21 protein-coding genes and 2 pseudogenes are annotated in these 22,443 nt (G+C 69.8%); 7 read left to right on the plus strand and 16 right to left on the minus strand.

Annotation, left to right across the window (positions count from 1 at the left end; genetic code table 11):
- Window positions 1-309: 309 nt before the first annotated feature.
- From ACFY8W_RS00460 to ACFY8W_RS00470, 3 genes are all read right to left on the minus strand, one after another.
- Window positions 310-693, minus strand: coding sequence for a hypothetical protein (locus ACFY8W_RS00460; protein ID WP_391098310.1), 384 nt, complete (start codon window positions 691-693; stop codon window positions 310-312).
- A gap of 315 nt (window positions 694-1,008) precedes the next feature.
- Window positions 1,009-2,511, minus strand: coding sequence for a DUF4157 domain-containing protein (locus ACFY8W_RS00465; protein ID WP_391098312.1), 1,503 nt, complete (start codon window positions 2,509-2,511; stop codon window positions 1,009-1,011).
- A gap of 366 nt (window positions 2,512-2,877) precedes the next feature.
- A complete protein-coding gene (locus ACFY8W_RS00470; RefSeq protein ID WP_391098314.1) occupies window positions 2,878-3,843 on the minus strand; it encodes a GDSL-type esterase/lipase family protein in 966 nt (321 codons plus the stop codon).
- 770 nt (window positions 3,844-4,613) lie between these two features.
- Here ACFY8W_RS00470 and ACFY8W_RS00475 point away from each other — a divergent pair.
- The 3 genes and pseudogenes from ACFY8W_RS00475 to ACFY8W_RS00485 all read left to right on the plus strand — a co-directional run bounded on the left by ACFY8W_RS00475 (window position 4,614) and on the right by ACFY8W_RS00485 (window position 6,323).
- Complete coding sequence (locus ACFY8W_RS00475; RefSeq protein WP_391098316.1) at window positions 4,614-4,910, plus strand: hypothetical protein; 297 nt, start codon at window positions 4,614-4,616, stop codon at window positions 4,908-4,910.
- A gap of 170 nt (window positions 4,911-5,080) precedes the next feature.
- Window positions 5,081-5,928: pseudogene (locus ACFY8W_RS00480) on the plus strand (IS5 family transposase).
- On the plus strand, window positions 5,925-6,323 hold the full coding sequence (locus ACFY8W_RS00485) for a hypothetical protein (RefSeq protein ID WP_391098319.1): 399 nt from the start codon (window positions 5,925-5,927) through the stop codon (window positions 6,321-6,323). The pseudogene ACFY8W_RS00480 and the gene ACFY8W_RS00485 overlap by 4 nt, the downstream one beginning before the upstream one ends.
- A 92-nt stretch (window positions 6,324-6,415) precedes the next feature.
- On the opposite strand, the gene ACFY8W_RS00490 is transcribed toward ACFY8W_RS00485, so the two are convergent.
- Both ACFY8W_RS00490 and ACFY8W_RS00495 read right to left on the minus strand, forming a co-directional pair.
- Complete coding sequence (locus tag ACFY8W_RS00490) at window positions 6,416-6,706, minus strand: hypothetical protein (RefSeq protein WP_391098322.1); 291 nt, start codon at window positions 6,704-6,706, stop codon at window positions 6,416-6,418.
- Window positions 6,707-7,438: 732 nt separating this feature from the next.
- A complete protein-coding gene (locus tag ACFY8W_RS00495; RefSeq protein ID WP_391098325.1) occupies window positions 7,439-8,302 on the minus strand; it encodes a hypothetical protein in 864 nt (287 codons plus the stop codon).
- A gap of 168 nt (window positions 8,303-8,470) precedes the next feature.
- Here ACFY8W_RS00495 and ACFY8W_RS00500 point away from each other — a divergent pair, with 168 nt between their 5' ends.
- The gene (locus ACFY8W_RS00500; protein WP_391098327.1) at window positions 8,471-9,022 is read left to right on the plus strand and encodes a 2'-5' RNA ligase family protein; all 552 of its coding nucleotides are present in this window, start codon (window positions 8,471-8,473) and stop codon (window positions 9,020-9,022) included.
- Window positions 9,023-9,050: 28 nt separating this feature from the next.
- Here the strand turns inward: ACFY8W_RS00500 and ACFY8W_RS00505 are convergent, their stop codons facing one another.
- The 5 genes from ACFY8W_RS00505 to ACFY8W_RS00525 form a co-directional block, all read right to left on the minus strand.
- Window positions 9,051-9,512 (minus strand): DoxX family protein, encoded by a 462-nt coding sequence (locus tag ACFY8W_RS00505; RefSeq protein ID WP_391098329.1) that lies wholly within the window; start codon window positions 9,510-9,512, stop codon window positions 9,051-9,053.
- An 83-nt stretch (window positions 9,513-9,595) separates the two neighbouring features.
- The gene (locus ACFY8W_RS00510) at window positions 9,596-10,030 is read right to left on the minus strand and encodes a YdeI/OmpD-associated family protein (RefSeq protein ID WP_391098332.1); all 435 of its coding nucleotides are present in this window, start codon (window positions 10,028-10,030) and stop codon (window positions 9,596-9,598) included.
- Between the two features lie 231 nt (window positions 10,031-10,261).
- Window positions 10,262-10,930, minus strand: coding sequence for a glyoxalase (locus ACFY8W_RS00515; protein ID WP_391101622.1), 669 nt, complete (start codon window positions 10,928-10,930; stop codon window positions 10,262-10,264).
- Between the two features lie 289 nt (window positions 10,931-11,219).
- Complete coding sequence (locus ACFY8W_RS00520) at window positions 11,220-13,415, minus strand: SpoIIE family protein phosphatase (RefSeq protein WP_391098335.1); 2,196 nt, start codon at window positions 13,413-13,415, stop codon at window positions 11,220-11,222.
- Window positions 13,416-13,805: 390 nt separating this feature from the next.
- On the minus strand, window positions 13,806-14,489 hold the full coding sequence (locus tag ACFY8W_RS00525; protein WP_391098338.1) for a maleylpyruvate isomerase N-terminal domain-containing protein: 684 nt from the start codon (window positions 14,487-14,489) through the stop codon (window positions 13,806-13,808).
- Between the two features lie 939 nt (window positions 14,490-15,428).
- Between ACFY8W_RS00525 and ACFY8W_RS00530 the strand changes: the two genes are divergently transcribed.
- A complete protein-coding gene (locus ACFY8W_RS00530) occupies window positions 15,429-16,670 on the plus strand; it encodes an FAD-dependent monooxygenase (RefSeq protein ID WP_391098340.1) in 1,242 nt (413 codons plus the stop codon).
- Window positions 16,671-16,790: 120 nt separating this feature from the next.
- Here the strand turns inward: ACFY8W_RS00530 and ACFY8W_RS00535 are convergent, their stop codons facing one another.
- Both ACFY8W_RS00535 and ACFY8W_RS00540 read right to left on the minus strand, forming a co-directional pair.
- The gene (locus ACFY8W_RS00535; protein ID WP_391101624.1) at window positions 16,791-17,201 is read right to left on the minus strand and encodes a Rid family hydrolase; all 411 of its coding nucleotides are present in this window, start codon (window positions 17,199-17,201) and stop codon (window positions 16,791-16,793) included.
- A gap of 96 nt (window positions 17,202-17,297) precedes the next feature.
- A pseudogene (locus ACFY8W_RS00540) lies at window positions 17,298-17,471 on the minus strand (transcriptional regulator); the annotation flags it as partial.
- 65 nt (window positions 17,472-17,536) lie between these two features.
- On the opposite strand from ACFY8W_RS00540, the gene ACFY8W_RS00545 reads away from it, so the two are divergent.
- Window positions 17,537-17,965, plus strand: a complete 429-nt coding sequence (locus ACFY8W_RS00545) for a hypothetical protein (RefSeq protein WP_391101805.1) — start codon at window positions 17,537-17,539, stop codon at window positions 17,963-17,965.
- On the opposite strand, the gene ACFY8W_RS00550 is transcribed toward ACFY8W_RS00545, so the two are convergent.
- The 3 genes from ACFY8W_RS00550 to ACFY8W_RS00560 all read right to left on the minus strand — a co-directional run bounded on the left by ACFY8W_RS00550 (window position 17,962) and on the right by ACFY8W_RS00560 (window position 19,514).
- Window positions 17,962-18,258, minus strand: coding sequence for a hypothetical protein (locus tag ACFY8W_RS00550; protein ID WP_391098343.1), 297 nt, complete (start codon window positions 18,256-18,258; stop codon window positions 17,962-17,964). The genes ACFY8W_RS00545 and ACFY8W_RS00550 overlap by 4 nt on opposite strands.
- Before the next feature lie 176 nt (window positions 18,259-18,434).
- Window positions 18,435-18,872, minus strand: coding sequence for a hypothetical protein (locus ACFY8W_RS00555; protein ID WP_391098345.1), 438 nt, complete (start codon window positions 18,870-18,872; stop codon window positions 18,435-18,437).
- 108 nt (window positions 18,873-18,980) lie between these two features.
- The gene (locus ACFY8W_RS00560; protein ID WP_391098348.1) at window positions 18,981-19,514 is read right to left on the minus strand and encodes a hypothetical protein; all 534 of its coding nucleotides are present in this window, start codon (window positions 19,512-19,514) and stop codon (window positions 18,981-18,983) included.
- Between the two features lie 286 nt (window positions 19,515-19,800).
- Between ACFY8W_RS00560 and ACFY8W_RS00565 the strand changes: the two genes are divergently transcribed.
- Window positions 19,801-20,994: a hypothetical protein gene (locus tag ACFY8W_RS00565; RefSeq protein WP_391098351.1), complete on the plus strand. Its 1,194-nt coding sequence runs from the start codon at window positions 19,801-19,803 to the stop codon at window positions 20,992-20,994.
- Between the two features lie 113 nt (window positions 20,995-21,107).
- Here the strand turns inward: ACFY8W_RS00565 and ACFY8W_RS00570 are convergent, their stop codons facing one another.
- Window positions 21,108-21,953 carry a UTRA domain-containing protein gene (locus ACFY8W_RS00570; RefSeq protein ID WP_391098353.1) on the minus strand — a complete coding sequence of 282 codons (846 nt, stop codon included), beginning with the start codon at window positions 21,951-21,953 and terminating at the stop codon, window positions 21,108-21,110.
- Window positions 21,954-22,443 lie beyond the last annotated feature (490 nt).

Genomic DNA, 22,443 nt, shown 5'->3' on the forward strand with positions numbered 1-22,443 from the left:
GGAACGTCACCGACGTGAGTGCGTCGAGGACCTCCCGCGCCGAGCCGATCCCCGCCTGAGCCGCGCACACCCCTATGCCGTGTCCCGCACAAGGCCGACCAGGCGCGCAACCGCCCGGAACCGGGCTCCCGTGGCGGCCGGCCGTCGTGCCTCGACGCGGCCGACCACAGCGAGCGTCATGCCGTCGAGTGCGGGATTAACCGCCTTGAGAGACGCCGGGCGGTCGCCACACCGTATGACGAGCTCGCTGTCCGCTAAGACACAAACGCCCTCATCGCAACCATCTACGGATGGCTGTGACCAGGGCCTTCACGACTCATAAGGGCCGCCCCGGAAGTACACACTCCTGTGCGCTCGGGGACGGTCACCGCGCCCGTGCGCGGCATCGGAGCGGTCGGCAGGTGCCGTCCGTTCGGCCAGCGTCCGCAAGGTCTCAAGGCCGGCCAGCACCTCCGCGCGATTGTCGGACCTTTTCATCCACGCCGGCAGCCGAGGGATCATCGACATCGTCGACTGCCAGCCGCCACGCTCTCGCAATCGCGCCCCGACGTAGGCGGACAGCTCGTCGACGTGCTCCTCGTTGTAGGCCCACAAGATGTGACCGGCGCAGCGGGCCTGCAGCCACAGAGGCCGCTGGAAGAACGGTTCCTCACTACCGCCCAGCACCGCGCCGACCAGCCCAGTCCCCCGCATCTCAGGGCTCCAGTCGGCGACGGCACCGCACCCTCCGCAAGCCAGCCGGCGCGGCTGGAACAGGAGCTCGGTGAAGTATCTGGGATCAGAAAGGCCAGGCCGGGGGATCACAAGGGCGCGGCCCCCGCATCGCGGACAGACCACAAGCATCCGACCCGCGAACCGAGCCAACCAGCCCCCTGAGTCAGAGTGACGAGCGAGATCAGTGCGCGGCTCGGAATCCATGAGGGACACCATCGCAGGTCCGCGATACGAGCGGCTACCGGATTCTCGAACATACCCACCGGTCGTCACCAGCGACTTTCGGTACGCGGTCTAGTACTCGGTCGTCTCGTTGTTCCACTTGTGACTGGCCCTCGACGTCACGTCCTGGATCTGCTTGACGAACAACTGGAACAGCAGCTTGGTCGCCTCGGTGTCCCCGAGGCTGAGGCTGAAGTCGCCGTGCTGTTCCGGCTTCATGCCGACGTACCCGCTGAGGTTTCCTTCGGCGCCCGAGCCCGTCGGGAAGGTGCGGTTCGCGCCGAAGATCTTGCGCAGTGCCGCGGGAGCCCCCGTGTTCCCGGACAGGGCCATGTTGTCCGGACTGAACAGCAGTTCGTGCGCGCCGGGCTTGAGCGTGAACTCGAGGACGCGGGTCGCCGGGCCGCCGACCACCCTCCTGCTGGCGCCTCCCGCCGCCTTCTTGTGGTCCGCGTAGTGCTGGTCGTGCTGGCTCTTGTAGTAGCGGTACGCCTGATTCATGTCACCGAGGTGGTTCTTGACCGGCATGGCACCGACGGTCGACCCGGGTGCGTCCTTGGCCGCGTGGAAGTTGCTCGTTATCTGTCCGTCGCCTTGGTGCTCTCGCAGCCACGCCTCGGTCCCCGCGAGCTTGCCGGCCCCGTTCCATTCGAGGATCGCGTCCGCTTCCTCGAGGGTCATGGTCCGGAACACCCGCAGTTCCTTCTGGCCGTCCCCCGCTGCCTGCGCCGTCAACGCCGTCAGGAGCTGGTTCGCCACGGTCGTCAGGATCACGTTGAGATTCCGCGCCCCTCCCGGGGCGGTGGGGGCGACCGCGGGCCGGTCTCCTGCCTCACCCTCCCAGTAGCGGTCGGTCCAGAGGTCCTGGATGTTCTCCGGGGTCCGCACCCGCTGCACGGCGCCTGTCTGCTCGCTGCGTTGCGCCGGAACCGGCTCTGCCGCCGGCCGAGCCGGGGCGGGGCCGGACAGCACCCGGCGCGCGTTCGCCTCGGCCGCACGCTCGAAGCGGTCGGAGGGGTCGGACACCCGCAGGCCGCTGCCGTTGTCGGTGCCGGCCACCGGACCCTGGCGCTGCTGGATGACATGTGTGAGCTCGTGGGCGAGGGTGTGCCGGTCCCCTCCGCCGTGGCCGATGACGACGTGGCTGCCGGACGTGTAGGCGCGGGCACCGATCTCGGCGGCCGAGCGCTGGGCCGCGGCATCGTCGTGGATGCGCACGTCGGAGAAGTCCGCGCCCATACGGGACTCCATGTCGGTGCGCGTGGCCTCGTCCAGCGGCCGGCCCCCGGAACGCAGCACGCCGGGCACGGTCGAGCGCTGTACGGGGGCCTGCCCGGGCCGGTGGTGGCCGCAGCCGTCGTCGTGCTGATGCTGCTCCTGGTCCGGTCGGCCGGAGTGTCCCGCCTGACGCATCATCTGGACGACCGCGGCATTGCCTGCGCTGCGCTGCAGGCCGAGCAGCGCCGTGGCGGAGATCGGCGCTGCCACGGGCGCGGCAGCGGCCGTGCCGGCCTGGCGGGCCAATCGCTGGGCCTCCACCTCGTCGGACGACTTCCCGGGCTTGTGCGTACGCATGCGGAGCAGGCCTCTCTGCGGTTCGATCAGGTACCTGCTCCTGCGTACCGCGAACAGGCACGCCGGTGAAAGGGCGATTCAGGCAGAGTCGAACCGACCGTTCGATGCCCCGGTGACGCGGCCGGTTGCCCTTTCGTGCAGCGTCCGCGCACCGGAAGCCCGCTGGCCGCCCGAGGGTGCCGCGCGTGGTTCGTGGGGGCTGCCTCTCGGACTCACCTGTGCGCTCCTCAGGAGTAGGTGTACGCGGGGACGCCGCGGAACTGGCCTCCGGCTGGTGCCGGAGGCCAGTCGGCCGAGGGCTCGTCGGTGCGGCCGAGTGGGGTTGGGGGCGGGTGGGGCGGGGCGGGGCGGGTGGGGTTGGGCGGGTCAGGCTCCGGCGATGACGTTCAGGATCGCTTCTTCGACGTGGTCGGCGGCGTTGCGGTGGCCGAGGGCGTTAGGGTGCACGAAGGACAGCTGGTCAGGGAGGGTGATCAGGCCTTCCACCCACTTGTGGGCGTCACAGGCGCTGTGATCCTGGGACGAGGTGTAAAGGTCGACGAAGCTGGCGGCATCCTGCGTACCGGCCGACTTCTCGATCGCCTTGTTGAGGGGTTCCAGGACGTCCTGGCGCAGCCATGCCAGGTCGCCCTGAGTGATCGTGCCGAACTTCGTCAGATCGCCGAAGCCGCACTTGGACGTGTCCTCGGGGATGACCGTCGGGTAGCCGACGGTCAGGATCTTCGCCTGCGGGGCGCGCTCGTGGAGCACGACCAGCATCCGGTCGTACTCCTCGCTCACCTTGTCCAGCCGGCCCTGGATGCCGACGCCCAGGGCATCCTTGCACGGGGTGCCCGCGCCGTCGCTTTCGGCGCCCAACTGTGTGCACTTCATGAGGAGGTCGGCGAAGCCGAGGGTGTTTCCGCCCACGCCGACGGTGATGACGTCGGTGTCGGGGCCCACCGCCTCAGACTGAGGGGGCACCGGAGGGAACGGGTAGTCCGGGTCCTCGGAGATGGGCGGCATGTGACGGCCGATCGGACTCTGGACCTGGTCGGTGACGTTCTCGATGGTGGCGGCGCCGCAGCTGACGTTGGTCAGGTCGAGGAGACCGCCGAGGTCACGGTCGATGACCTGAGGGTAGGACCGGTCGGTGCGCTCGCAGCCGTCGCGCGGAACTTCGAAGATGTCGCCCGCGGCCCGGATGACCCCGGCGGTGTAGGAGTCGCCCAGCGCGACCCACTGGTACTCCTCGGCCGCCGCGACGGGTTGTGCCCCGGCGAACTGCGCGGGTACGACGGCGCCGGCAGCGAGAGCTGCGGCCGAGCCGAGCAAGGCCAGACGGTTACGCATGCGTGCCACGGATCCTCCATAGGTGGGGGGTTTGATGTCCCTTTGACCCTAAAGAGTTCGTCACTGAAAGCACTAGATCCAATACGGACAGTAACACTGGACGTTCGGGTGATGCCTCTGCAGGTGTGTCACGACCGCTCGCCGCCCGAAGTTGTCCGCCCTGGTCCACAACTTGTGCCGCGCAGGACAGGTTCTTGATCGATTGCCGCATTCCGCCAGCCCCACGTCCTCACGATGACTGTCTTGTTCTCGATCACCGCGAACTCGATCCATTCTCGGCGGATTTGCACCATCATCGTGACGACTGCACGGCCAGACACCTCACCTCTGTCGCCGGGCCCCAGAGAGGATTGGGGCGAGGCGAGGACCGCCGGGCAGGCAGGTGGCGACTGCGTCGGCTCGGACAGCCAGGCCGCGACTGCCGCGCCGGGCCGTCACGAACCGCTCGCCCGGACATCGCGGAGCCGTCGGCATGACCGGTACCGAACGCGCGCTCCTCCTAGCCCTGCTGACGGGCCATTACCAGGAGGCTTCCTCCGGCAGGGCCTCGAGCACGCCGGCGTCACGCGAACGCGCGAAGCGATTAACGAACGCCTCCTCTTCATTCTGGTCACGCATACAAATCTTGAGGCGCCCCTGGTCCGCAACGTCAACCGAGAGGCGCACCGCCGACTCGCGATCGAATGACCGGAATTTCCGGCCGCGTGCACTAGCATCCGCCGCTAGCGTCACTCAATCGACGGTTGCTCGTTCAATCGACAGGAGGCCCGATGATCGGCGTGCTCGTGACTTTCACACAGACCGAAAAGTTCGATCCTTCAGCTCTCGCAAAGATCGTTGACGAGCTCCGCGGACCGTTCGAAGGCATGGCCGGCCTTCGCTTCAAGAGCTTCATGCTCGACGAAGACGGCGTTCGGGCGCGGAACTTCTACGTGTGGGACGACGAGCAGAAGACCCGCTCCTTCTTCACGGCGGAGCTCGTCGACATGGTGACGGAAGTCTATGGCGTCCCGCCCAAGATCGAATACCTCGATATCGTGGGGTTCGTCGACAACTCTGGTACCTGATTTCTCGAGGAGGCCTTGGAGCAAAACCTTGCTGTCCAGGCCGCTTTGGACCGTGTGGGGATTCCTCAGAGGGCGGTTCGTGAGTATTCGGTTAGTTATGGCGTCGCCTGATGGTGTGGGTGTGGGCTGAATCCGCCGATTCCCGGTCACCGATCTGTTGATGTGATGAGGTGACTGAACGCAAGCCGTACCCGAGTGACTTATCGGACGGGCAGTGGGCGTTGATCGAGCCGGTGATCACGGCGTGGAAGGACCGGCACCGCTCGGTCAGCGGCCATCAGGGCGCCTACGCGATGCGGCAGAACGTGAACGCGATCCTCTACCAGGGCCGGACCGGCTGCCAGTGGGCCTACCTCCCGCACGACCTGCCGCCGAAGAGCGCGACGTACTACTACTTCGCCGCCTGGCGGGACGACGGGACCGACCAGGTCATCCACGAGCTCCTGCGCTGCCAGGTCCGTGAACGGGCCCGCCGATGAGAGGAGCCGACCCTGGTGGTCCTGGACACCCAGAGTGTCCACGCGGCCGCCGGGGTCCCCGCCTCTACGACCGGCCGGGACGCGGCGAAACGGGTCCCGGGCCGCAAGCGGGGTCTGGCTGTGGACGTGCTCGGCCTGGTCATCGCGGTCATCGTCCTCGCCGCGAGCGCGCACGACAACGCCGCGGGCATCGCCTTGCTGGACCAGGTCGCCGACCACACCGGCGGAACCGTGGAGAAGGCCCTTGTCGGCCAGGGCTTCAAGAACCAGGTCGTCGCGCATGGAGCCGGCCTGGGCATCGACGTCGAGACCGTCGAACGCAACCCGCAGGAGCCTGGGTTCGTTCCGCAGCCGAAGCGGTGGAGGGTCGAGCAGACCTACGGGATCCTGATACTGCACCGGCGTCTGGTCCGCGACTACGAGCACCACCCGGCCTCCTCCGCATCCCGCGTCCACTGGGCCATGACCCACGTCATGGCCCCCGCCTCACCGGCAAGAACACCCCCGCCTGGCGCGATCCGCAGGCGGTGAGCGCATGAACCTCCAGCGCCTGCTCGACGCGCTCGGCATCCAGGATGACGCCGCCCGGGCCGTGGCCGAAGACCTCCGTACGCAGCTCGACGAACTGCAGGCCCGGCTGCGGGAGGCCCAGACCCACCTCGAACACCTTGCGCCCACACGGAAGACCGTCACCAGCCTCGCCGACCGGCTCCCGGCCGCCCTGCCGGACCTGCCCGAGCACCCGGACTACCCCCGCATCCTCGGCGTCTTCAACGACGCGACCGGACCGCTACGGGCCCGTGATCTCTGCGTGGCCCTGGACCACGAGCTGCTGCCGAAGAACATCGAAGGCACCCGGGCCAAACTGAAACGCCTCGTCAAGCTCGACATCCTCACCGAGGTCGAGGCCGGCCGCTTCGCCAGGAAGCAGTAGCCGCCAAGCACCGCGAGCAGCAGCCCCACACCAGCCGCACCGGGAAGCGGTCAGCACCTCAACAGGTGCCCTCGTAAAGACCGCTCCGCCTGCTACAAGCCCATGCCCAGAGCCGCCATGGCCAGGGCAATGCCAGCGATTGCACCCAACACCAGAGCGGCGACGGCCGCTGTCCGGCCGACACCCTGCTCGATGGGAATATTCGGCACAATTTTGTGCAATGCAGGTGCTACTAGCAGGATGAGGGCGAAGCCGACGCCGAGGCGCCAGTACGTCTCGCCTGAGCAGTCAGCATGAAATCGCCCGCCACACCCACTCGGTTCCCCGGTGAAGCCGGCCACCACGAGGAACAACGCACTGGCATACACCGCACCGAACAGCATCGTGACACTGAAGTCGACACGCCGTGCTCTGCCAGAGCTGTCACTGTCCCCTGCCACGTCGCCCCCGCACACTCGCTGCATCAAGAATGTGGAGTCTAGCCGGGCCTGTCCAGTGAGCGGGCTCGGCGCACCTCCGATAGTGACGGACGGTGATAGCGGCCATGGCAGAAACACCGGCCATTCCGAAAGCCGACGCAGCGACCACGACGTGAGCGAGGCCGATGTGCTCCTGTCTGTGAGACGTCGAGGCCAGAGCATCAACCTCACATTCCACAATGGGTCTCACCAGCACCGCTCAAAGGCCCACGAACCGCCCTCTCAGAACCTCTGTCATGCGATCGAGGCCAATCGCGCCGCAGCCGTGCATGCCCCTGCCCTACGCGACTGGCTGCCCGGGGCCACCTCTCCTGGCTCCGCCAGCGCGACGATGTTCCGGCCCGCCCGGCCGGGCCGGGGCGGCAACGGCGCGTCGTGCAGCGGCCGGATGGACCAGCGGCCTGCCGACCACGACGGCCAGCCCCGATGACACGGTTCGGAGGTGAGGAGCACAGCTGACAGGCGACGCCGAAAGCACACTCCGAGCTGTGGTGCCCATGGCGAACGACGGATGCACCGTCTTTGCTGTCCCGTTAAGGCGGTTGGAGCTTAGGGGCCACGGCGGAGCCATATTGCGCGAGTACGGAGATGGATGGGTATCACGACGCTGACGGATCCCAGAGTCGGACTCGCTCGTCACTCGTCTTCGTCGTCGATCTCGTAGGGCGGGATGGTCCATCGCATCACCATCCCGCCCGCCTCGTCGGCTTCGAGCGTGACCGGGTAGACCTGGCCGGCGCTCCGCTCGCCACGGTGTCTGATCGAGTGGTCACCCTGGTCCCATTCGATTCCGAGTACCTGGCAGCCGCCGACCTCGATCGCGCCGACGTGGAGCGGATGGTGCCAGCCTGCCCGCCGGAAGCGGTGGAAATCGGTGTGCTCGTCGACCGAGACCACCAGGCCCTTGCCATGGAGGCGGTCGCACCAGGTGGTGAGTTGGGCCGCCCGTGCGGACGCCTCGGCCAGCGGGAGGTCCAGCCACCCGTGGGGTCCGTCGACGCCGTACTGCGCGACCCGCTCACCGCCGAACTGTGCATGCGCTTCGTCCGCGTGCAGGCCCCAGTAGAAGACATCGGCGAGCCCGTCGGCCGGCTCGTCGTCCATTCCCGTCCACGAGTCCAGTCCCGTGGCGTCGCCGACGACCATGCCGCACCGGTCGACGGGCAGGTCCCCGAGTCGGACCGGTTCCGATCGGTCCGTGGTCTCGGACCAGAGAAGACCGAGACTGATCTCCAAGGTCGCGATCGCCGGTTCCCCGTCGAACGGAGACGGCGAGGTGCTCGCCCGCACTCTCAAGGGCCGGTCGGCCGCTGCCGGGGCTGCAACCGCCTCGCACAACCAGTCGCGAAGGTGGCCACCTCCGTCTGCCGCGGCCGCCCTTGCTCGCTCGGAGAGGGGCTCACCCAGTTCGCGCCACTGGTCGATCCAGCCGGCCATGCCGAGCACCAGCACACCGGATGGCGCGTTGACAGTTCCCAGGTCGACGAAGGTTTCAGACATGCGCCGATTGTGCCTTCCCGGTATGACAACTCTCCGCGCGAGGTGTTGGTGCCCGACGCTGGTGAGCCCGCGAGCCGTCAGGGGCTGGGGGGAGTCGCCATGCTGCAGATCGGCGTGATCGGTCAGGGCGAAACACGCCGTCTGGGGTGAGGTGGCACCATCCGTGTCATGGCAGATGACAGCACCAGTGCGTTCCAGGCGGGCCAGACGGGGCTCATCGTCCGGGTCCCAGAGGCGGAGCCAGCCGTCGGCAGGTGGCGTGAACGGTTTGACCCTTCGGCCCGGGCCGGGGTTCCCGCCCATGTCACCGTGCTCTTCCCGTTCCTCGACGAGAGCCGGATGGACGCGTCCGCCCACTCCGCTCTCGCGGACCTGCTGGGCAGCCACCAGAGCTTCGACCTGCGGTTCGAGAGGTGTGGACGACTCCCGCACGTGCTGCACCTCGTCCCCGAGCCCGACACGCAGGTGCGGCGGCTCACGGAAGCCATCGCCGATCGCTGGCCTGAGGCTCCGCCCTATGGCGGCCGGTTCACCGGGATCGTGCCGCATCTGACCATCGCTCAAGGTCAGGAAGGCCCCGTCCTGGAGGAGATCGAGGCCGACGTCACCGGCAGCCTCCCGTTCACGTCTCACGTCTCGTCGGTGGAACTCATCGCGTACGACGGCACGAAATGGCAGGAAAGGGCGTCGTTCGCACTCGGGCAGTGGAGCGGGTCGTGAGCGCCGCCGCGGCGCGGGGCGGGGCGGGTCAGGGATTACCGCTCAGGTGCGGCACCCTCGGCATTTCGCTGGACGGGCGTGGCGGTCGGGCCGTCTGCGCCGTCGGAACCCGCAGGAGGTCTCGCCAGTCGGCGGGCCAATTGGCCAGCGCGAGGAGGCCCATGACGAGGAGGTGGGTCGGCGCGGCCCAGCTCTCCACCGCCGGGTCGTGGTTGACGATGTGGGTGGTGGCCGCACCGGTGAGCACGAACATCAGCGTCGTGGCACCCAGGAAGCGTGCTCGCTTGTCGGGGATCACCAGCAGGACGGCGGCCGCACCTTCCAGGGCACCGACCACGAAGCGCATCCAGGACGGGTAACCCCATTCGACGAACTTCACGGAGTACGCCGAGCTGAATATCGTGTCGCCTGACCAGTACTTGGTCACGGCGCCCAACGCGAATTCAAAGGCCAGGAACCAGTAGAGACCGGTCATGATTCGCTTCGACATGCTTGTCCCTTCAGGAGTAATCGGGCAGGGTGAGGCCTCCGCACGGAGATGTCATGGCCGCGCGGAGTCTCGCTTCTCGTGTTTCAGCCGCGCAGGGTGGCGATGGCCTTCTCGATGCGCCGTTGGCGCGTCTCGGGCTTCTTCGCGCTCTCGATGGCGCGAACGTGCTCGCGCTTGCGGCTGTGGGCAAGGTTGTCGTACGCGGCGCGGGCGGCCGGGTCGTCGTCCAGGGCTCGGGCGAAGTCCTGGGGCTCGACGACGACGCGCGGCTCGGTGTCGAGCTCCAGCTCGACCTCGACCTCCTCGCCGATCGCGACACCCGCGGCCTGCCGGTTGGCGTTGCTGAGGCCGAGGAGGTGGCGGCCTCGCAGAATGGCGACCCGGCTCTTCCAGGAATGCCCGTTGACCGTGATGGTGACGGGCGGCCGCGCGCCCCCGCCGAGCGCTGCTACGACCTCGGGCGGAACTTCCAGGCCCCGCATGGGCTCGGGCGGTTCGACGTGGGACCGGAACTTCATGTTCTTCCTCCTGTTGTTCTGCCGGCTCACTGCTGATCCTGCACGCCGGCTCCGATCACCGCTCCCGCTTCCCTCACACCGGGACCATCGCCTTGCCCTGGACGCCCGTGTCGCGCCGTGGGGCAAGAGATCGCTGCTGTTCGGGGTAAGGGTGGCTGGTCGGTTCCCTGGGCGCTGTTGCCGGGACTCCAGACGTAGCCGTCCCGGTCGGCGAAGGTGACGCCGTGCCGGTCAGGACGGCGTCGGCGCGAGCGACTCGGCGGCCTCCCAGACGAATCCGTCCAGGTCGGTGAAGGCGTCGGCGGAGCCGCCGAGGACGATGCGGTGAGAGCCGGTGCCGTCGGCGGGGACGCCGAGGTCCTTGGCCAGGGCGCGGCGCTTGTAGAGGGCCAGCTTCACGGTGCTCGACTGACCGGGGGCGAACTCGGCGTACTTGCCGCCGACGCTCTTGGCCACGGTCAGGCCGCCCTGGCCGACGTAGAACTGCTTGGTGGCCTTCACGTCCTCGACGCCGATCAGCAGGACGACCTCGTCGATCTCGCGCGTGGCGGGACCGGTGTCCTTCTTCGCCGAGGTGGCGACCTTCCAGATCGTCCCGTCCGGGGCCTGGACGACGCCGCTGTAGCCCCACAGCGACTTCGCGGCGGGCTTCAGCACCGTGGCGCCGGCGTCCACGGCGGCGCCGACGAAGCCGTCGACGGTGGCGGGACCGGACACCGTGAGGGCCAGGGTGAAGCCGCGGAATCCGGTGGACCGCGCGTCGGAGGCCCGCAGGCGTATGTATGCGTCCACGCCGAAGGCGCCGTAGAAGCGGCGAGCGGCCTCGATGTCGGCCACCTCGAGGGTGACGGACGCGAGGGACGTGTCGGCTGTGGTGGAAGTGGTGGTTGCCATGACCATCACGCTAGGGGCTGTGCCGCCGCCGGGGCTTCTCGAATCCTGACCGGTCCTGAGACCGACCTCGCTTCGCCGCGCACGCCGGCGGCACGTCCTCCTCCACCTTGATCGCCCGCCCGCGCCGTGGGGCGTACGCGCAGCGCCTGCGTGGTCGGTCGCTACGCCCGCCGCAGACGGCACTTCCGCCGCATACGGCACATGCGGCGCAGCTCCCGCAGCCGCCGCATCCCTCGCATCCGCCGCATCCGCCGCGCGGCGAACCGTGTGGGCATCCCTCCGTCTCCGCCCTCCGCTAGTGGTGCCGGAAGTGCGGCGGCGGCGTGCGCAGGCTCGCCGGGCTCCCGTGTCCGGTGGTGCGCAGCAGGAGCAGGGCGGTGTCGTCCGAGTGCGGGCCGGTGGGCCAGGCGCGGCGGATGAGGTGGTCGATGAGGCGGTCGACGTCCTCGTCGCGGCGGTGGGCGAGGTGCTCGGCGAGATCGGCGGCGGTCCGGTCGGGGTCGGTTCCGGGCACTTCGACGAGTCCGTCGGTGTAGAGCGCGAGGGTGCTTCCCGGCGGGAGGGCGATGTCGGTGACGGGAGGGTCCGTTCCCGTGTCGATGCCCAGCAGCGGGGCGGGGTCGAGCCCGACGACCAGGCCCGGCTCCCCCGGCCGGTGCAGGAGGGGCGGTGGATGGCCGGCGCTGGCCAGGGTGGCCCGCCCGTGGGCGAGGTCGATCCGGGCGTACAGGCAGGAGACGAGCAGGTCGGTGCCCAGGTCCATCAGGACGCTGTTGGTGTGGGCCAGGGCCTGGTCCGGTGGGGCGCCGACGTGGGCGCGGATGGCGGTGCGCACCTGGCCCATCAGGGCGGCGGCGGCCACGTTGTGGCCTTGGACGTCGCCGATGACGGCGGCGACTGTGGTGTCGTCGAGGCGGATGACGTCGTAGAAGTCGCCTCCGATGTCCATGCCGCGGCCGGCGGGCAGGTAGCGGGCGGCCATCGTGAGGCCGGGCACGGTGGGGAGGCTGTGCGGCAGGAGCGCTTCCTGGAGGCCCAGGGCGATGTCGTGAACGGCGTCGTAGAGCCGGGCCCGGTCCAGTGCCTGGGCGATCAGGCCGGCGAGGGAGGTGAGGACCGCTCGTTCGTCGGCGGTGAACGTGTGCGGTCGGTCGTAGGAGAGGATGCAGCAGCCAACGGGGCGACCGGAGATGAGCAGCGGCAGGAAGGCCCAGGCGCGTTTGCCGCTGATCAGGGGGGCGTGGGGGAACTCCCGGGCGATCTCCTCGATGTCGGCGAAGAACGACGGGACACCCGTGGACAGCACGTGTCCGGCGGGGGTGATGTCGGTGCCCAGGGGCAGGCCGTCGAGGCGTTCGATGGTCTGCCGGTCGTATCCGTGCCAGCCGGTGATCTTCAGGCGGCCGGCCTCGGCCGCGGAGAGGACCAGGCCGTCCGCGCCGAAGGCGGGCAGGACCTGCCCGGCGACCAGCTCGACGACGTCGCTGACGTTCACGGTCTCGGTCAGGGCGGACGCCAGATGCAGGAGCTGGTAGAGGCGGCCGCTGTGAGCGGTCGCGGACGCGGCGGGCGCCGCGCGGGCGGCCTCGGGCCGGTCGTCGGCGGAGGCCTGCCGGGGGCCGTCGGGGGCGCTTACGGGGGTGATGCGGACGCTGATGCCGCTGGCGTCGGGGTAGAGCTGGAAGTGCAGCCGGCGGTCCGAAGGGGCCGCGGTGGTGAACTCGACGGGTTCGCGACTGATGACGGCGGTGCGGTAGTGGTCCTCGACGGCGGGCTGGTCCAGCCACGGCAGGGACTGCCAGGGCCGGGTCCCGAGCAGCCGGTCCGCGGTCCGGCCGAGCAGGGTGGCGGCCGTGGCGTTCACGAACGTGATCCGGCCCTCCAGGTCCAGGGCCAGTGTGCCCTCGGGCAGACGCTCGACGTAGTCCGCAGCCGCTTGCGGTGCCGGGCCCGCGTACGGGTGGGGCTCGGCGGTGAGCGGCACCCGGTGGGGCTGCTCGGGCGCCTGCGGCGGGTTCGGGGACAGGTCCAGGGCGTGTGCGATGCCCCGTGCCTCGGCGGCGATGTGGCCCCGTTCACGGCGGGTGGCCTGCTCCGGGTGGGCGGCCGGCCACAGCAGGACCAGGCCTCCCCAGCAGCGGGAGCGGCCGGGCAGCGGCATGGCCGCGAGGGCGAAGCGGTACGGCAGGCTCGCCGCGACCCGCGGGTACGCGCGGGCCATGTCCTCCTGGGAACCGACCCACACCAGGCGGTTCTCCCGTACGGCCTCGCTGACCGGAACGGTGCTCGCGAGCGGGATCCGGTGCCAGGGCCAGGCCACCTCCTCCGGCAGCCCGCACAGCACCGCCAGTCGGAGCGTCTGCGTGGCCTCGTCGAGGAGGTAGATGACTCCCGCGGAGGCGCCGGTGTGCCGCACGGTGTCGGCCAGCGCGGTTTCGAGCAGTCCCCTCTCGCCGGGCTGCTCGCCTGGGCCGGGTGCCGCAGCGCGCATATCAGGACCATACGCCGACCACCCGCCCGATCGCGCTGGTCGAGACTTGGGACCGCTGGGGTGCCCGGGCAGCATGTCTGGGCAGCGCGTCTGGGCAGCGCGTCTGGGCAGCACCTCACGTCGGGCAGTCCGTGGCCGCCGGACCGGGGATCGAGGTCGGCTGTCCGGCGCAGACGTCGCACGCGACCGCAAGAACACACGTTCCAATCTGGCACAGCCAGCCGTGCCGGCCGTGGGCCGGATGGCCGAGATGACGAGAAGGACGCGTGACGGACGTCGCGGGGTGGTTCAGAACGGCGGTGTGCCCTGTCAGGGAGCCGGGGACGCTGCGGGCGGCTGGGGTCTGCGCTGCCGGAGGACGGCTACGGCTTGCTCGCGTGGGCGCCGAGGTCAGCCCAGGGCGAGCCAGCGGATGCCGAGCTGCTCGACCTGGGCGGCCTCCTCCGCGTTCAGCGGTTCCCGGCCGGTGGCCTTGCGCAGGAAGCGCGTCCGGTTCCATCCCAGCTGGTCGGTGGCCGTGCCGTGTTCCGTGCCGAGGAGCAGTTCCGTCACGGCGTCAGCGGCGGACGAGGTCAGCCAGGGCTCGCGTCCGAGTGCGTCGGCCAGGTCGAGACCGTGGACGGCGACTTCTACCACCCGGGTGAGGAGGAACTCCGACAGGAGCATGGCGTCGCCATGACGGGTTCGTACGGTCCGGTCGGCCTGCTGGGCCTGGCACAGCCGGTCGACCCGCTGCCAGGTCGTGGCGAAGTCCTCGGCGAAGGCGGCTCCGTCGGCGGCCTGTGCCGCACGGTCCTTGGCCAGGGTGATCCGGCTTTCGTTCGTCCGGGGCGAGAAGCGGTCGTCCGGGCGGTAGTACTCCGCTGCCGAGATCTCCGGCTCATCGGGGGCCGGCGCGTTCAGCATGTCCGGTAGCCAGCCGATCACGACGCATACGTGCCCGAGCAGGTCGAGCACGCTCCAGGGAGAACAGCGTGTCGGAAGGTTCCACTCGGCCGGGGACAGTCCCGACATGGCCCGGGTCAGGGCCCCTGCTTCCACGCGGAAGCCTTCGAGCACTCGGTCCTGGTTCACGCTGTCGTCGTTTCCCCTCGTCGTCGGGCAAGGTTCTTGTCGGGCGGGCCACCGCGGCTCGGTGCACGGGTGCTTCACGGCGGGGCCTGTCGGCCCGCATCGGCCGTTCCGCCGTCGCCGGTGCCTGCGCTTGCGTCCTCAGGGGTGGCGCAGGGCCCGTCGGACGTTCGGTGTTCCGCTCTCGACTCTCGGCATCACGCGGCCACTCCGCACGGAGCATGGAGTAGATCACGGAGTCGTTCCACTGCCGGCCGCGCCACAAGTCGTTCCACTGCCGGCCGCGCCACACAGCCGAGCACAGGACGCCTTCTCTGACGAATCGTCCCTTCTCGAGGGCCCGCTGCTCGGCGAGGTTGGCCACGTCCGTCCACGCCTGGACGTCCGACACGGAACGGCTCCTGATCTCCCGGGCCGAACGGTTCGATTCCGCGCGGCCGCGACGGGCGAAGTCCGAAGTCTCGTGAACTTCTTCGACTGCCGACACGCGCTCCGGCGGGGTGCCGGTTGCGTCCGCCCGGAAGAAGATCGTCGGGACGGCCGTTGGGGGTCAGCCGTGTGAGCCGGCCTGCGTCGGACCGTAGAGCCCCCGGCGACCCTGGCTCCCCCCGACTCCCCCGGCTCCGCCGCTGACTCCTACGTGGTCACCTCGCCGCACGTCCCTGACGAGGACGGTGACTCCCACGGCGACGCCGCCCGGGACGCGACGGGCGACCCACCTGAGCGGAGCCGCCCGCCGTCGGGTGGTGGGGGCATCAGCCTCGGGCGCCGGCGGCGCGTCGTTTCGTTCGGAATCCGCCAAGCCCGCTGCCCGGCGAGACCGCGCTCGGAAGGTGTTCTAGCGTGGAAGGGGACGTGCACCGCGCAGCGGCGAAGGTCGGCACCTCCGGTCCGTCCGGCCTGCCGCCCTCTCGCGAGGCGTCCGATCGGCAGGTGAGGGCAATGAGCGGCACGGCCGGCTCATCCGGCGGCGGAACCCACGACCACGACGTGATCGTCGTCGGCGCACGCTGCGCAGGCGCACCGACAGCGATGCTCCTGGCGCGCCTCGGTCACCGAGTCCTCCTGGTCGACCGGGCGACGTTCCCCAGCGACACGATCTCCACGCATCTCATCCATCCGCCCGGGCTGGCCGCGCTGGACCGGTGGGGACTGCTGGAGCGGGTCGCGGCGACCGGGTGTCCTCCCATCGACACGTATCTGTTCGACCTCGGGCCGTTCACCATCGTCGGGTCCCCGGCCGGAGAGGGTTTCGACGTTTCGTACGCGCCGCGCCGCACGGTCCTCGACAAGATCCTCGTCGACGCCGCCGCGGAGGCCGGTGCCGAGGTGCGCGAGGGGTTCACCGTCGAGGAGGTCCTGTTCGACGGCCCTGCGGTGACCGGGATCAAGGGGCACGGCAGGGACGGCAGCACCGTCGTGGACCATGCCCGGGTCACCGTGGGTGCGGATGGGGTTCACTCGTCCGTGGCCAAGGCGACCGGTGCGGCCGAATACGCGGAGAAGCCGAAGATCAACGCCTACTACTACGCGTACTGGGCCGGACTGCCCCTGCACGGAAGGTTCGAGGCGTACGACCGAGGCGACTGCGCCTTCGCCGCGTGGCCCACCAACGAGGACCAGACGTTGGTCATCTGCGGCTGGCCGATGCGTGACTTCGAGGCCAAGCGCGGTGACGTCGAAGGCAATTACCACGCCACGTTGGCCCGTGCGCCGGACTTCGCCGAGCGGATCGCGCAGGCCAGCCAGGTGGAGCGGTTCGTCGGCATGGCCATCCCCAACTACTTCCGCAAACCCTACGGCCCGGGCTGGATCCTGGTCGGTGACGCCGGATACCTGAAGGACCCCATCACCGCCCAGGGCATCCAGGACGCCTTCCGCGACGCGGAGCGGTGCACCCGCGCACTCGACGACGTACTCGCCGGCCGGCGGCCCTTCGACGAAGCGATGGGCGCGACCCAGCAGACGAGGGACGCCCAGGTGACGAGCATGTACGAGTTCACGGCCGATTTCGCCACCATGGAACCGCCGCCCCCTGAGATGCAGCAACTGCTCTTCGCCGTGTCCCAGAGCCCTTCGGCGTCCGACGAGTTCGTCAGGGTCACCGCGGGAATGACCCCGCCTGAGGAGTTCTTCGGCCACATGCAGGAACGCATGAGCCACCAGACTCCCGACGCGGCCTGAGGCCGTCGCCGACAAGTGCGGCACCGGCACCGCTGCCGCCCTCCTCGTTCGGCTCCGACCGCGACCGGAGCCGACACCCAGGCGGGACGGTCGGTCGCTGGGCAGGGACGGCGCGTCGGCTCAGGAATCGAGCACGGCGGCGACGGCTTCGATCTCCACGAGCTGGCCGTCATAGCCGAGCACGGTGACACCCATCAACGTGCTGGGCACGTCGTGGTCACCGAACGCGTCCCGGACGACCTGCCATGCCGTCACCAGGTCCTCCCGCCGGTGAGAGGCAACGAGAACACGGGTGCTGATGACGTCGCACAGTGACGCGCCCGCGTCCGTCAGAGCGGTCCGCATGTTCTCCACGGCCCTGGCCGCCTGCCCCGCGACGTCCCCGATCGCCGCAGTGGAGCCATCCTCGTTCAGAGGACATGCTCCGGCCAGGAAGATGAGCCGCGCCTCGGCCGGGGCCGTGGCCGCGTAGGCGTACTCCGCGACATCGGACAGGGAGGCAGAACGAATCAAGGTGACAGCACGCGGCACGGTCTTCCTTTCGCAGCGGTTCCGGGTCACTCGGGACCCTCTCAAAGCTCGACTCCGCGTTCGACACATTTTCCTGGCCGGTCGACTCCGTGCGATGACGTCCCGGTCGGGGTAGAGGCGGTGGGACGCGGGGGCGAGGAAGTGGAAGCGGGCGATGTTCGGCCGCTGGACGTGGCTGTCGTACAGATGGGTCCAGAAGGCGCGGGTGAGCCGTTCGACGGCCAGCAGCTGGAGCCGGCTGTTGGCGACGAAGGCGGGCGCCGCGGTGACTGCCTCAAGGGTCGCGGGGCGGGGTGATGTGGCCTCCTGGCCTGCCCCAGTGGAAGGGTGGGTGCATGAGCGATGTGAACGCGGCGCTCCCTCCGCCCCGCCGAGCGGAAGTAGCCGCCAGGTGGCGGGCGCTGGTCGCGGGTGAGGTGAGCCGTGAGGCGGTGCATGTGTGGGCGGCTCCCTGGGCGGAGGGCGAGGGGGCGTTCGATCGCTTCGAGGACCCCTTGGTCGAGACGGCCCTGCAGTACCTGCACGGTTTCGACCTCTGCCGGGATCCAGGCCGTCCGCATGTCGTCTGGCACGGAACATCGGGTGAGGGCGAGTGGTGCCACTCGCTCGATGACATCACCAGCGGCTTCGCCCGGTGGCAGGAAAGGTGCGCTCTCTACGATCTCCCCGATGCCGATCCGCAGGGCAGGCCCCGGGCGGTGCGTGACCAGGCGAGAGGCCGGCATCCGGATCCGGCCCCGCCCGCCGTCGACGACGTCCGCTAGGCAAGGTTCGGATCCGACCCGCCGGACGGTCCCCAGCGGGCCGCCTCCAGGACTCCCGTCACGTCACCGGCCCACCTGAACCGGTCCTCGTCCTCGTCCTGCTCCAGAACGCCGGCGGCCACGAGCTGCAGCAGGGTCTCGTGCAGGGCCCGGCCAACCGGGTTGTCACTCCAGAAGACCCACTTCAGAGACGTGAATCCTTCGTGCTCGGCGAAGATCCCGAGCGCCCTTCCCACGCGGTACGCGGCGCCATCGGAGTCTGTCCAGCCTGCCAGTTCCTTCGAAAGGTCCATCGGCCGATGGTGCCAGGTGCTCCGGTCGACCGTCACCGCCCGGTGAGCAGGTCCGGTAGTTCGCGCATGTCGTGGGAGACGATGGTGCCCGGCCTTCGAGCCGTTCGGCCGGCGTCGGACCTCCGACGAGGCGAAGGTGCCCTCAAGCCAACAAGCCTGCGGTTCCGCGTGTGCCGTCAGCCGGCAGCGAGGACCTCGGTGAGGCTCACGGCGGGGCGGCCGAGGATGTCCGTCAGCGTGCGCTGCTGACGCTCGGTCAAAGGAGCGACGAAGACCACGGCGTCAGCGTCGGTCCGGTCGCACACCTGAGCCACCTCGCGGACCTTCCCGTAGGTCAGCAGAGTCCGCGAGGAGTAGGGCAGGCCCATCTTCCGGGCCCCGCCGTCCGAGACGCCCCGCCGTTGCACGATCTGCGCCAGGACCCGAGCCCCGTGCGCCGCAAGTTCGGTGGCTGCCGCCGCCATGAGCGTGTCGAAGTCCTTCTGCTTCGCGGAGAAGTAGCCGACCAGGACCAGGTCAGCGCCCCCGGCCGAGAGCCGGAACGCCGGGCGCCGTGCCGGCTCCGGCGGCACTCGGCGGGCCGGGCGCCGGTCGCGCCTTCGTAGCTGGTGCACGCGCCACAGGCTAGATGCCACGCTGCCCGCAGCGGTACGGGTTTCTCTCTGGCCCACTGGCACGTCGGCACGTGGGCCGAGTGCGGGTGAGGGAGCGGCTGCAGGTGCTTACGGGGTGTTGTCGACGAGGAGGGACAAGGCGTCGGCCGACTCGGGGGCGAGCCGGTAGAAGCCCTGGAGGCTGACCGAGCGCTCCAGGCGGCCGTCCACGACGTACTTCAGGTTGCGGGTCCTGCCCCGGGCGTTGCGCCAGGTGAGCGTCGGCAGCAGTTCGCCGGGTACCGGTACGTCGAAGCGGACGGGTGTCGCGTCCACGTGGACCGCGGTGGCTCCGCAGCCGCCGGCGCCGAGCATCGACCAGTCGTCGTGCCCCGGAAACGACGGGTCGCCCCACGTCTCCGGGGTAGCGCCGCAGCAGTCACCGCGTTCCGTGTCGATCACGCGCATGCGGGACACCACGAACACCTCGCACCGGTTGACGTGCAGCGCGTACACCGCGTCGCCGGCGCGAGCGCCCGACCAGGCGGGCAGGGACTGGTGGATCCCGGAGTAGGCGACCGGCGGCCGCTCCCCGACCCGGCCGGACTTGCGCAGGGCTCGGCACGTGTCGTGGGTCCACAGAACGGTGAAGGCATCAGACATGCGGTGATCGTATGAACGGGCACTGACATCGGCGCCGATGCGGCTCCCCGACATCGAGACACCGCGTGAGAGGATGGCCGACCCCGGCCACCCTCCGCCCTGACTGTCACGCGCGCCGCAGGCAACTGCCCTCAGGGGGCGGCGTGTTGCCAGCGATGTCGGGGTGCCGCCGACGGCGACACGCGAGCGGACGCCGCCGGAGGATGAGGATCCGGGCAAGGGACAGCCCTTAGCATGTGCACGCCATGATCATCAGGTACCGGCACGGTCTCGACGAAAGCAACTGATGCACCTCAAGCGCATACGCACCACCCTCGCCGCCCTCACCGCGCTCACCGCCCTCTCCGCGCTCACCGCCTGCGAGGACAGCGCCCCGGACGGGACGCCCGCAGCGGGCTCGCCGACAGCCGTGGCGGACAAGGGCGCTGACGCCGCCTCACTGGAGCAGGCGCAGAACTACGTCCGGCGATACGCCTCGTGCGAGGACATGGGCACCGACCAGAACGACCACCGGCTGCCGCTTGTCGATCTCACGACCGTCGGCAAGTGGTCGGTGACCGAACGGGGCGTGTGCAGCGACCGCGTCGAGCGCGGCGAGATCGTCTTCTACATGACTGCCGACATGAAGGCGTTCCAGGAGGGCTACAAGAAGCGCGTGATGGCGAAGATCGCTGCCGGCAACGCCACGTACGGTCTCTTCAGCCGGGTCTTCGTCGGCAAGAACTTCGCCGTAACGCCGACGGAGACCAAGACCGCGCTCAAGCTGTCCCGCTCCGACCTGCGCATCCTCACCTGCAATCCGACGGCGACGGTACCCGAGGGCTACAAGCGGGAGAAGGCGCTGGTCGAGGGCTGTGTACTGAGCGACTTCGTCGCGAGCGAGGACGGCGACGGCAGCCCGAACTTCGAGACCCCGCAGGATCCGGCCGCGGGCGACTCCACGTCCGAGAAGCCCGGCCAGCCGGCCGAAGGAAGCCTCGGTCTGCCGCACGCGGACAGTCTGGCCGAACTGAAGGCCATGCTGCACCCGACCTATGTCGACTGCACGCAGTACGCGACCGACCCGGCCTCGCTCGCGGTCGAGTCGATCGACTACCAGCCGGTCGTCACCGGCGACCACCGCACGTGGGGCGTCGAGGAACGGGCGATCTGCGGCGACCTGGGCGGCTCCCAGCGCGCCCACGACCTGAACTGGCTCGACACGGTCTCCGACATGACGATGCTCCAGACCCGAGCCAGGGCCGCCCAGCAGGAGGACCTCAAGGACGACGGCCGCGTCCGGGCCACGGCGAGCAAGCTTCTCGTGGGCCGGAACATCGCGGTGGAGACGAACGACCGGTCCGTCCGCCACGGCCTCTACCAGCTCCAGTTCCTCTACCTGAACTGCGAGCCGGGCTTCTCCGCCCCGGCGGGCTACCGCGTGGAGAAGGCCTCCGTCGCCGGTTGCGTCCTGACCAACTACGAGCCCGGCGACAACTGACGAGCGACACGCGTGCCGGCTCCCACGGCGCCGCGGCGGGCCCTCCTCCCTGGCCGGGAGGAGCCGGGCGCGGCGGGGATCCGGTACCGGCCCGCCCGGCACGTGCGCGTGCTTCACAGGCCGTGCTGGACGACTCCTCGGGTGGAGAACGTGACCGGGTCACCACCGGTGAAGTCGCCGGGAGGAATCCCCGGATGGTGCCCTTCGGCGGCGCCCGGGGATTCCGCAGTGGGGCCGAGGGCGAGGCGGGAGACGATGCGGTAGCGGTCGCCGCGGTAGAGGGAGTGGACGTACTCCACGGGCCGGCCGTGGACGTCCGTGGTGAGTCGTTCGAAGAGCAGCGCCGGGGAGAACTCCGGGACGTCGAGCAGGTCCGCCTCGGCGCGGGTGACCACGGTGGGCTCGATGGACTGCACCGCTTCGCTGACCTGGATGCCGTGCCGGTCGCGCAGGTGCTCGTACAGGTCGCCCTGCTCCAGTTCCTCACTGGTCAGGCCGGGCACGAGGTCCGCCCTGACGTGCAGGTGCTCGATGGCCATGGGAGCGCCGTCGACCAGCCGGAGGCGGGCGACGTAGCGGATCTCCGCCGCCGGCGAGATCCGCAGCCGGCGCCCCACGCGCGCGCCCGCGGGCAGCGTGCGAAGCTCCAGCAGTCTGCTGGTCCACACGCCGCCGGCCCGCGGCAGGCTGAAGGCGTTGCGGTCCGAGACCAGTTCCTGGGTGATCTTCTCCTCGGCCACGAACATGCCGCGGCCGTGCTCGCGGACCAGCAGTCCCGCGACGACGAGTCCGTCGACCGCGGCGCGCAGGGTCGGGCGGGAGACCCCGAGTTCCGCGCACAGGACGCGCTCGGAAGGAATGGCGTCGCCGGGGCGCCGCGCCTCGATGAGTTCGAGGATCGCCTCTCGGACGCGTTCGCGCTTGAGCATCGCCCCGGAGGCTGCGGTGTCTGTCTCCAATGGAGCCCTCGTTCGTCTGGGGCCAGTCACTGGTCATCGTGACTGGTCTGCTGGTCAGGTCAGTCTACGCAGCGGAGCTCGCGGCAATCCAGACAACGGGGCGCATCCATCAGCCAAGTCCCCTGCATTCCGGGAGGGTTGACGTCGTCAGTGGTCCATGCCACCTTCGTCCCGCACCAACTGGTAAGCCCTCTGCGACCCACTGGTCAAGCGAGGGTTGTCGTGCGCTCCCTCCCTCCCTGTCTCCAGGCTCCCCAGAGGTGAACGGTGAAGATCACCCTGCCGGCGTGGCTCTCCTCCTTCCTGTCCTCCTTCCCGTCCTCCTTCGGTACCGACCGGGGAGCCACCATGACCGCCGCCACCCCCGCCCCGCCGGACCGCCTGAGACACATCCCGTGGACATGCCGCGCCCCGAACTCTTCCTGGTGCCCCGGCCCACGCGGACCGCTTCGACCGCCCCGATCCGCCGGCACGCCCGATCCCGGGGCCG

Origin of the sequence: Streptomyces sp. NPDC012637, assembly GCF_042954805.1 — a bacterium.
Classification (GTDB): Bacteria; Actinomycetota; Actinomycetes; order Streptomycetales; family Streptomycetaceae; genus Streptomyces.